General features: G+C 41.1%; 10 protein-coding genes. 5 read left to right on the top strand and 5 right to left on the bottom strand.

Going from position 1 to position 9,370, the window contains the following annotated elements; translation table 11 throughout:
- The first annotated feature begins 8 nt into the window (after positions 1–8).
- From PSPO_RS14460 to PSPO_RS14480, 5 genes are read left to right on the top strand one after another with little or no spacing between them, the layout of a single operon-like run.
- Positions 9–1,001, top strand: a complete 993-nt coding sequence (locus tag PSPO_RS14460; RefSeq protein ID WP_010561319.1) for a FecCD family ABC transporter permease — start codon at positions 9–11, stop codon at positions 999–1,001.
- Positions 998–2,038: a FecCD family ABC transporter permease gene (locus PSPO_RS14465; protein ID WP_010561318.1), complete on the top strand. Its 1,041-nt coding sequence runs from the start codon at positions 998–1,000 to the stop codon at positions 2,036–2,038. The genes PSPO_RS14460 and PSPO_RS14465 overlap by 4 nt, the downstream gene beginning before the upstream one ends.
- Before the next feature lie 20 nt (positions 2,039–2,058).
- On the top strand, positions 2,059–2,889 hold the full coding sequence (locus tag PSPO_RS14470) for an ABC transporter ATP-binding protein (protein WP_010561317.1): 831 nt from the start codon (positions 2,059–2,061) through the stop codon (positions 2,887–2,889).
- The gene (locus PSPO_RS14475; RefSeq protein ID WP_010561316.1) at positions 2,882–4,186 is read left to right on the top strand and encodes an NtaA/DmoA family FMN-dependent monooxygenase; all 1,305 of its coding nucleotides are present in this window, start codon (positions 2,882–2,884) and stop codon (positions 4,184–4,186) included. Before PSPO_RS14470 ends, PSPO_RS14475 begins: the two co-directional genes overlap by 8 nt.
- Positions 4,187–4,199: 13 nt before the next feature.
- A complete protein-coding gene (locus PSPO_RS14480) occupies positions 4,200–4,934 on the top strand; it encodes a siderophore-interacting protein (protein WP_010561315.1) in 735 nt (244 codons plus the stop codon).
- 50 nt (positions 4,935–4,984) lie between these two features.
- Here PSPO_RS14480 and mnmE read toward each other — a convergent pair whose 3' ends face one another.
- The 5 genes from mnmE to rpmH form a co-directional block, all read right to left on the bottom strand.
- Positions 4,985–6,349, bottom strand: coding sequence for a tRNA uridine-5-carboxymethylaminomethyl(34) synthesis GTPase MnmE (mnmE, locus tag PSPO_RS14485; protein ID WP_010561314.1), 1,365 nt, complete (start codon positions 6,347–6,349; stop codon positions 4,985–4,987).
- Between the two features lie 93 nt (positions 6,350–6,442).
- Positions 6,443–8,071 carry a membrane protein insertase YidC gene (gene yidC / locus PSPO_RS14490; RefSeq protein WP_010561313.1) on the bottom strand — a complete coding sequence of 543 codons (1,629 nt, stop codon included), beginning with the start codon at positions 8,069–8,071 and terminating at the stop codon, positions 6,443–6,445.
- Positions 8,072–8,079: 8 nt separating this feature from the next.
- Positions 8,080–8,346 (bottom strand): membrane protein insertion efficiency factor YidD, encoded by a 267-nt coding sequence (yidD, locus tag PSPO_RS14495; RefSeq protein WP_010561312.1) that lies wholly within the window; start codon positions 8,344–8,346, stop codon positions 8,080–8,082.
- A 79-nt stretch (positions 8,347–8,425) separates the two neighbouring features.
- Positions 8,426–8,854: a ribonuclease P protein component gene (gene rnpA / locus PSPO_RS14500; RefSeq protein ID WP_010561311.1), complete on the bottom strand. Its 429-nt coding sequence runs from the start codon at positions 8,852–8,854 to the stop codon at positions 8,426–8,428.
- 4 nt (positions 8,855–8,858) lie between these two features.
- On the bottom strand, positions 8,859–8,993 hold the full coding sequence (rpmH, locus tag PSPO_RS14505) for a 50S ribosomal protein L34 (protein WP_010376846.1): 135 nt from the start codon (positions 8,991–8,993) through the stop codon (positions 8,859–8,861).
- Positions 8,994–9,370: the final 377 nt, after the last annotated feature.

The following is a 9,370-nucleotide window of genomic DNA, read 5'->3' on the forward strand; positions in this document are numbered from 1 at the left end:
AAACGGTTATGAAAATTAAGTTATCAGTTGTTTGGCTGATGTTTGCCTTGTTGCTTGTTGTAATCAGCTTATGTGTTGGCAATCAGACCGTTACGATCGCAAATATGGTGAATACCTTGTTAGCCTTTGATGCATCAAATACCGATCATTTATTGGTTTTCCACTTGCGTATTCCACGCACTTTTCTGGCATTAACGGTAGGGGCAGGACTTGCGGTTGCCGGATTATTCATTCAGGTACTTACGCGTAATCCATTAGCAGAACCTGGATTACTAAGCATAAATGCTGGTGCCAGTTTAGCGGTTGCACTGGTTATTGCGGTGTTACAAAGTCACTCAATTTTTATTCGTTACATTGCGGCAATGCTAGGTGCAGGCGTTGCGTCATACCTAGTGTATATATTTGCCATCAGGCAGCAAACTAATGGCGATAAACTTAAATTGATTCTGGCTGGTGTAGCACTCACAGCGATGTTTTTTTCAGTAACACAAATCATCACCGTTAATAGCGATTTGTCTGTGTTTGATCAGTATCGTCATTGGATCGTTGGTTCGTTAGCTGGGCGTGGTTACAGCACCTTAGTACTTACTTTAATACTCACGTTAGTCTGTTTAGTAATTGCTTTTCGCATTGCAAAAGACATTGATATGTTGATGTTGGGAAATGAAACAGCGGTTGCCAATGGTGTTGACGTTAAACAAACCGTGTTAGCGACTTTTGCAGTGATTGTATTACTTAGCGGCTCTGCAACGGCAGCCGCGGGGCCCTTGTCGTTTATTGGTTTATGTGCGCCTCATATAGCGCGATATTTTGTCGGCAACAATATTAATAAATTGCTTTTGGTAACAATAATACTGGGGGCATTGTTAACGTTGCTCGCCGATATTCTTGGACGTGTGCTTGTTTATCCTGCTGAAGTAAGCGTGGGTATTATGTTATCGCTAATTGGCGGCCCATTCTTCGTTTTATTGGTGCGCAATCGCACTTTGGCCAAGCTATGACTGCGATTAATAAAGAGTTTACTTTTACGTTAGCAAACATGTCTTGGTTAATTGTGCCACGCGATTGGCTATTGTGTTTTGGTTTAATCGTTTTGTTATGTTGCGCCATGCTACTGCATTTGATGCAAGGTAAAATGACACTTGATTTTGCAACTCTTTTGCAGGTGTTGTTGAATCAATCTAATTCTCCCTTTGTTGAGAAAATAGTGTTCGATATTCGCTTACCCCGCGCTTTAACGGCATGTTTCGCCGGCGGCGCACTCGCTATTTCGGGCGCTATTTTTCAATCGTTATCAAAAAATCCACTGGGTTCACCAGATATTATTGGGTTCACCACTGGGGCAGCGACTGGCGCGATTACTCATTTTGTTTTCTTTGAACATAACTTACTTGGTATTGCTTTGTTTTCTGTTTTGGGTGGGTTGAGCGTTGCGTTATTGGTTTTTCTATTGGCAAAAAAAGATCATGGTTTTGATCGCAATCAGTTGGTGTTAATTGGTATTGGCGTTGGTGCAACCTTAAGCGCAATAAATGGTTTGTTATTGGTTAAAGGGAATTTAGACAATACCGCTCATGCAAATATTTGGTTAGCTGGCTCACTCTCTGCACGTACTTGGTTTCACGCTTTAATGCCGATGTTCGCGGTGTTTATATTACTTCCGATTGCGGTGTATTTTTCCCGTGCAGCAAGCTTGATTGAAATGGGCATGCAAACCGCTCATTGTTTGGGTGTAAACGTACGTGTTACCAATAACTGTTTATTGCTGATCGCGATTATTTTAGCTGCTCTCGCGACTGGCTCTGTCGGGCCAATTGCATTTATTGCCTTAGCTTCTGCTCATATTGCAAAACGTCTGTTGCTTGCTAAACGCACACTACCCATTTTTACCAGTGCACTGATTGGTGCTTTGTTACTTGTGTTATCCGATTTAATTGGCTTATTGCTAGCGGATTTTTATGTTTTACCTGTTGGTCGGGTTGTTGGTGTATTTGGTGGGGTGTACTTACTAATGTTGCTAACGCGCAAACAGCATTAATTAAGAGAAGTGTTAGCGAGATGATCGATTTTAACTTAGCAGATAAATTTGTAGCGGCTAACTTGTCGTTTAACTACGGCAATACACCTATTATTAAAAACTTAAATATCACCATTCCCGCCAGCAAAGTTACTATGATTGTTGGCCCAAATGGGTGTGGTAAGTCGACATTACTTAACTTACTGGCAAATGTAACCACACCGCATAACGGCATGGTGATTTTTGAAGAAGAAAACTTGGCGCAATTGAAGCCTAAAACACGGGCGAAGCGACTTGCTTTTTTACCACAAAACCCGCATTCGCCGTCGGGTATAACAATTAAAGAACTTGTATCCCGGGGGCGTTATGCCTATCAAAACTGGTTTCAGAACAACAGTGAGCAAGACCAATTAGCTATTACTCATGCGCTGCGGCAAACCGATTTACTCGATATTGCTGATAAACAGCTCAATAGCGTTTCTGGTGGTCAGCGCCAACGTGCATGGATTGCAATGGTATTAGCGCAATCTGCGGCGACTATTTTGATGGATGAGCCTACCTCTTTTCTTGATATTTCACATCAGCTAGATGTGTTAGCGCTGTGCCAAACCCTTAATCATATGCATAAGCATACAATAGTAATGGTGCTGCACGATTTAAATCAGGCTGCACGCTTTGCTGATCATTTAATTGTGATGAAAGCCGGAAAAATAGTTGTAACTGGGTCGCCAATAGACGTTATTACAAGCGAGCTGTTGCAAGACGTATTCGGCATTAAAGCTCATGTGCATTTTGATGAAACTACACAATCCCCTTTGATCGTGCCGTTACACAGTACATCAAAACTTAGTATGGAGTTGGGAAATGACTAATAAATCAATGATCATCGGGCTGTCATTGGCGCCTACTTGGGTTTCTGGTTCAAGTTGGCGGCAATCCGATTCACAAATCGAAGCCTTTTACGATATCGACTATTACATTGATTTAGCAAAGCGTGCAGAAGCACTCAAACTCGATTTTGTGTTTCGACCAGATTCGTTATTTGTTGATTATGCTGAGCTAGAAAACTCACCGGGATTTAGTGGCCTTGATCCGACGTTATTATTAACCGCGGTTGCGACTCATACGCAGCGCATTGGTCTGATAACGACCGCTTCCACTACATTTAATCAGCCATTTCATGTTGCTCGTCAACTACAGTCTTTAAATTGGATCAGCAAAGGGCGCATCGCGTGGAATATTGTTACTGCATTGGATGGTCAGCAAAACTTTGGTCTTGAGGTGATGCCACCAGCAGACGAAAAGTATACACAAGCGGCAGAATTCACAGAGATTGTAAAATCATTATGGCAAAGCTTTCCCAATCATTCACTGTGTTTCAATCGTGATACAGGCCAGTACGCGAACAGTACGCAAATTCAGCCGATAAACCACAATGGTAATTACTTTAAGGTGGCGGGACCGCTTTCAATACCTGCATTTAAAGATGAAACCTTGCCTATTGTACAAGCGGGCGCATCGGATACAGGTAAAGAATTTGCTGCAACAGTGGCTCATGCCATATTCGCCGCAACACCAAATAAACAAGTCGCTATTTCGCTCAGGAATGAGCTAAGGCAAAGAGCGAACAAGCTTGGACGTGATGAGTCAGATATTCGTGTGCTATCGGGAGTAAGTTTGTTTTTAGCAGAATCTGAGGCTCAGGCTAAACAGCTTTATAGCGAGACACAATCAAGCAAAAGCTTAAGTAAACGTATTGGCTTTATTAAGCAAGCAACAGGAATTGATGTATCGACACTGGCGAGCGATGCCGTGATATGTGCAGCAATGTTACAGCCAGTATCAGTTGCACCTCGCAGTCGCACACATGCACAGTTATTACGTAACAAAATAGAGCAGCAACCGATCACGGTAGATGAACTGCTTAAATCGCCTGAAGTGGCTGCATCATCTCATTGGCAAATTATCGGTACCGTATCACAAGCAGCAGACGAAATAGCGGATTGGTTTAATGATGGCGCGATAGATGGCGTTATTTTATTACCCGGAGGCGCTACCAGTTCGTTAAATTTAGCGCTCGATAAATTGGTACCAGAGCTTATTAATCGAGGTGTCTTTCATAACAGTTATGACAGCGACACTTTTTTATCTCATCTACGGGCAAAATAACTAAGGAGTAGTAATGCAGTTGGAAGACGTTGTTAGTAATGGTGAGCGGGTATTTCTTGATGTGCTTTTTCGCGATGTTTTTGTAGAGGATATTCAGCATATTGGTGAGCAATTTATACGAATTGTATTTAGTGGAGAATCACTAAGTAATTTTGTGTCACCTAATTTTGATGATCATGTAAAGCTTGTTTTTGACGAGATTAACGGTGAAACCATTATGCGAAATTACACGCCGCGTTATTTCTCTCATATTACTAACCGGTTAACCATAGATTTTGAAAAGCATTCTGGCGGTGTTGCAAGTAATTGGGCTTGCAATACAAAGTTGGGGGATAGCTTAATTGTTGCAGGACCCAGATCATCGATTACCACCGATAACAGCTACGCGCATCAAATATTGATAGGTGATAATACAGCACTGCCCGCTATTGCAAGGCGAATAGAAGAGTCCGCTAGCATTGTTAAAACACATGTTTACTTGCTTAATGGCAGCACCGAGTACTTAAACAACCACTTAACTGCAAAAGTTGATGTGTTTAACTTTGATTCAGTACATAAATTAGTAATCGCATTGCAAGCACAGCAAACCATGATGCGAGACGGGCTTGTGTGGGTTGCAGGTGAGGGAAGCATGATTAAAATTGTGCGTAAATGTATTAAGCAAAATGCTCAATTTAATAAGTACGATCAGCGTTTTAGTGTTTATTGGCAAAAAGGTGAAGTGGCAGCTCATCAAGAGCTTAGTTAGAACAATATAAAAGGCCAGCAATTGCTGGCCTTTTAACATTTTGACGCTATTTATTTACCAATACAGAATGAGCTGAAGATTTTGCCAAGCAAATCATCAGAGGTAAATTCGCCGGTGATCTCGTTGAGATATTGTTGGGTTAAACGCAGCTCTTCTGCTAATATTTCACCGGCAATGTGCATTTCTAACTGATCTTTGCCTGTTGCTAGGTGATACGCTGCACTTTCTAATGCATCAAGGTGACGGCGGCGTGCCATAAAGCTGCCTTCAGTAGCGCCTTGGAAACCCATGATTTGTTTAAGGTGTGATTTAACCAGTTCAACGCCTTCGCCACTGTTAGCGCTCACGCTCAGTACAGGTGTGTTAGCAGAGTCATCAATTTTGATGTTTTCACCTGATAGATCGGCTTTATTTCGAATAACGCTGATGCCCATACCTTGTGGTAATTTCTCAGCAAATTCAGGCCAAATTTTTGCAGGATCGGTTTCGTTTGTTTCGGTGCTATCAACCATAAACAATACGCGATCGGCTTGATTAATTTCTTGCCAAGCGCGCTCAATACCAATTTGTTCAACTACATCTGGGCTTTCACGCAGACCTGCGGTGTCGATAATATGCAATGGCATACCGTCAATATCGATGTGTTCACGTAGTACGTCACGGGTAGTACCGGCAATATCTGTAACAATGGCTGCTTCACGGCCAGCAAGGGCATTAAGCAGGCTTGATTTCCCCGCGTTAGGGCGGCCAGCAATTACTACGCGCATACCTTCACGCATAATCGCACCTTGTTTGGCTTGTGCGGTTACGTTATCAAGTTGTTCAATAATCGCATTTAAATCGTTCGCGACTTTACCGTCAGATAAAAAGTCGATTTCTTCATCGGGGAAATCAATGGCAGCTTCAACATACATACGCAGGTGAATAACTTGTTCTACTAGCGTGTCGATATGTTTAGAAAATTGACCTTGCAGCGAGTGTAGGGCACTTTTAGCTGCTTGCTCTGAGTTTGCATTAATTAAATCAGCAATCGCCTCAGCTTGGGTTAAATCCATCTTGTCGTTTAAAAATGCACGCTCACTAAATTCACCGGGTTTAGCTAAACGCACACCGTCAATTTGCGTGATTTCGCGCAGCAGCATATCAATAATTACTGGGCCACCATGACCTTGAAGCTCAAGTACGTCTTCACCAGTAAAAGAATTAGGACCTTTAAAGTACAGCGCAATACCTTGATCGAGTTGTTCGCCTTGCAAGGTATTAAATGATAGATAATCGGCATAGCGCGGTTTTGGGCATTTGCCTAAGACTTTTTCAGCAACTTGTTGTGATAGTTTGCCAGAAACGCGAATAATGCCTACACCGCCTTTGCCGGGCGCCGTTGCTTGAGCAACGATGGTATCTTGATTGAACATAGAGATGAATTGATAGCTTTAGTTACTTATATTGTAACTGGCACGCATAAAAAAGGCGACACACTGTGTCGCCTTTCATTTATTTAGTTCGGTTTATGATTTAACCGAGATACCTTTCTTTTCCATGCCTTTGTAGATGTATAGCATCTGAGCAATTGAAATTAAGTTAGATACTAACCAGTACATTACAAGACCTGATGGGAACCAGATAAAGAATACTGAGAACATTACCGGCATCCAAGTCATCATTTTCTGCTGCATTGGATCTGTAACCGTCATTGGCTGCAGCTTTTGCATAAGGAACATACTTGCACCAAATAGAATTGGTAAGATGAAGTATGGGTCCATCGCTGCTAAGTCATTTAGGTATAAGAATTCAGTGTGACGAATTTCTACTGATTCCATAAATACATAGAATAAACCTAGGAAGATTGGCATTTGTAGCAATAGTGGGAAACAGCCACCCATAGGGTTAACTTTTTCTTTGCGGTACATTTCCATCATTGCTTGACCCATCTTCTGACGGTCATCGCCGTAACGATCTTTCAGCGCCATAATTTTTGGCTGAAGGTTACGCATTTTAGCCATTGAGGTGTACTGGGCTTTAGTAAGTGGGTAAAGCACCATTTTCACGATAACGGTAATCGCGATGATTGCTAAGCCTAGGCTACCAATTAAGCCGTATAACCACATTAGTAATGAGTGTAGAGGTTGTGAAATAAACCATAACCAGCCGTAGTCTACGGTTAGGTCTAAGTCTGTTTGTAACGCTTCAAGCGTAGCAGAATCTTTAGGACCCATATAATACGTAGAGCTAATTGTATGCGTGCTATTTGCTGCAACGTTTTCTAGTGGGCCTTTTAAACCGATAATAACTGAATTATCGCTGCGAGCCTTAGTGTAAATGTTGTTTTGTTGCTCTTGGTTTGGTACCCATGCACTTACAAAGTAGTGCTGGATAAAACTGATATAACCCGTTGTAGTGTTAATATTTAGGTCACGCTCTTTAATGTCATCAAAGCTGTACTTTTCGTAAGGCTCTTCTGCTGTACCGTAAGCTGTACCTAAATATGTTTGGTCAATCATGCCACCTTTTTCGGTGATCGAACGCTTAATTTGCGTAAATAACTGAACTTGCTTTGTTTCAGCTGTGTTGTTAGCAATTTGATATTCAACGGCAACATCGTAACGACCCGCTGTGAAAATATATGTTTTGGTATAGCTAACACCGTCTTTAACAAATGTAAGTGGTACACGTAGCTCATCACCTTTTAGCTGGTAACTTGTTTGTGCTGCTTGGTATGTTGGACGACCGTCAGATGATGCATCTGGTCCGTGTAAACCAATTAAGCCACTTTGTGAGAAATATTGATTGCCGTCTAACACGCCAAGCAACATAAATGGGTTATCGCTATCGATTTTTTCTTTGAAATTTAATAGCTTGGTTTCGATGATATCGCCACCAAAGGTATCAAGTTTTACAGAAAATACATCGGTTGTTACATCAATAATTTGACGTGAGTTTGCGACGTTCGCTACAGGTAAGTCGCCAGTTGATGACTGTGGAACAAAGTCATTGTTGGCAGACTGGTTTGTAGATGTTTGCGTTGTAGCACTTGTCTCGGTATTTACTTGTGGGTTGTTATCCATATTCCATTGTTGGAATAAAAGAAAACTTACCAAAAGAAAACCGATAAATAAAAACGTGCGTTGTGATTCCATAACAGCTCTTATTTCTCGCGGTGTTGTTTAAGTGAATTTTGTTTATCAGGCACGGGATCATCCCCACCTGGATGCAAAGGGTGACATTTTATAATGCGTTTCGCTGCGAACCAACTCCCTTTTACAAATCCATGTATTTTTATTGCATCTATCGCATAACTTGAGCATGTCGGGGTAAAACGACAGTTTTGGCCAAGCAGTGGACTGAGTAGTTTTTGATATACCTTAATAATTAAGATCATCAGATTACTCGGCAGAGCAAATAAAAAGTGCATTTAATGAAAAAGTGCCTGATTAAAAGGTGAGCTAACTTTACCTAAATTTGCCTAGTTTTGCTATGCAACAACAGGTTTATTAGGCTTTGTTATTCGGTTTTTTTGCGTTTTTGTTTTTTTGCCAGTGATTAGGGCGTGGTTTTGGCTTATAGCCAGGTTGGCAACGCTCATTAATTTTGCGCCAAAGCTTAGTTAATTGCTTATGCAACTCTTCGTTAGATAATTCATCAACGCCAGTTTTAACCATTAAAACAATATCAATATTGTCGAGTTGATGGCGGTTTAAGCGGAAATTTTCACGGGCAAGTCGTTTAATGCGATTACGTTGTACTGCTTTTTTAACGCGTTTTTTAGCTATGGTTAAACCAAGACGTGGATGGTCTAAATCATTTCGTTTTGCTAAAAGAGTAAAGTGTTGATTTGCTGCGCGTGCAGGCTCATTGAAGATGCGGGAGTAGTGTGAGGGAGTTAACAGACGTAACTCCCTACCAAAGCGAAAGTCTTCCACTATATTAAGCAGAAAGAACCTTACGGCCCTTAGCACGACGACGTGCTAAAACTTTACGACCATTTTTAGTCGCCATACGTGCACGGAAACCGTGAGTACGTTTACGCTTAAGAACGCTAGGTTGAAAAGTTCTTTTCATAACTATATTCCATCCGATCGGTTAAAAGTTAAAACATCCTATGCAGGTCGCGATCCTGGCACAGGTGCCATTGCGAGCGCGAGATGTTATAGAGAAGCACACACAAAGTCAATAAAAAACACACAATAGTCGCGTTAATTATAAGCATTGAATAAAAGCCGTTCTAATCTTAACAAGGTAGTTACATTTACCTTTATATAAGGAGAGATCGTACTGTATTTCTCTGTTGATCCAGTGAGGATCAATTTTAAAATAAAGTTTTCCACAATGATAGTGTAAAAATTGCGACTTTTCTTTGGAAAACTTTTATAGATCTACTTTAATCATTTTGATCAAGCTTTTTATTAATAATTTATCCACATTATTTTTTAACTAAA

The sequence above is a fragment of the Pseudoalteromonas spongiae UST010723-006 genome (assembly GCF_000238255.3).
Lineage (GTDB): Bacteria > Pseudomonadota > Gammaproteobacteria > Enterobacterales > Alteromonadaceae > Pseudoalteromonas > Pseudoalteromonas spongiae.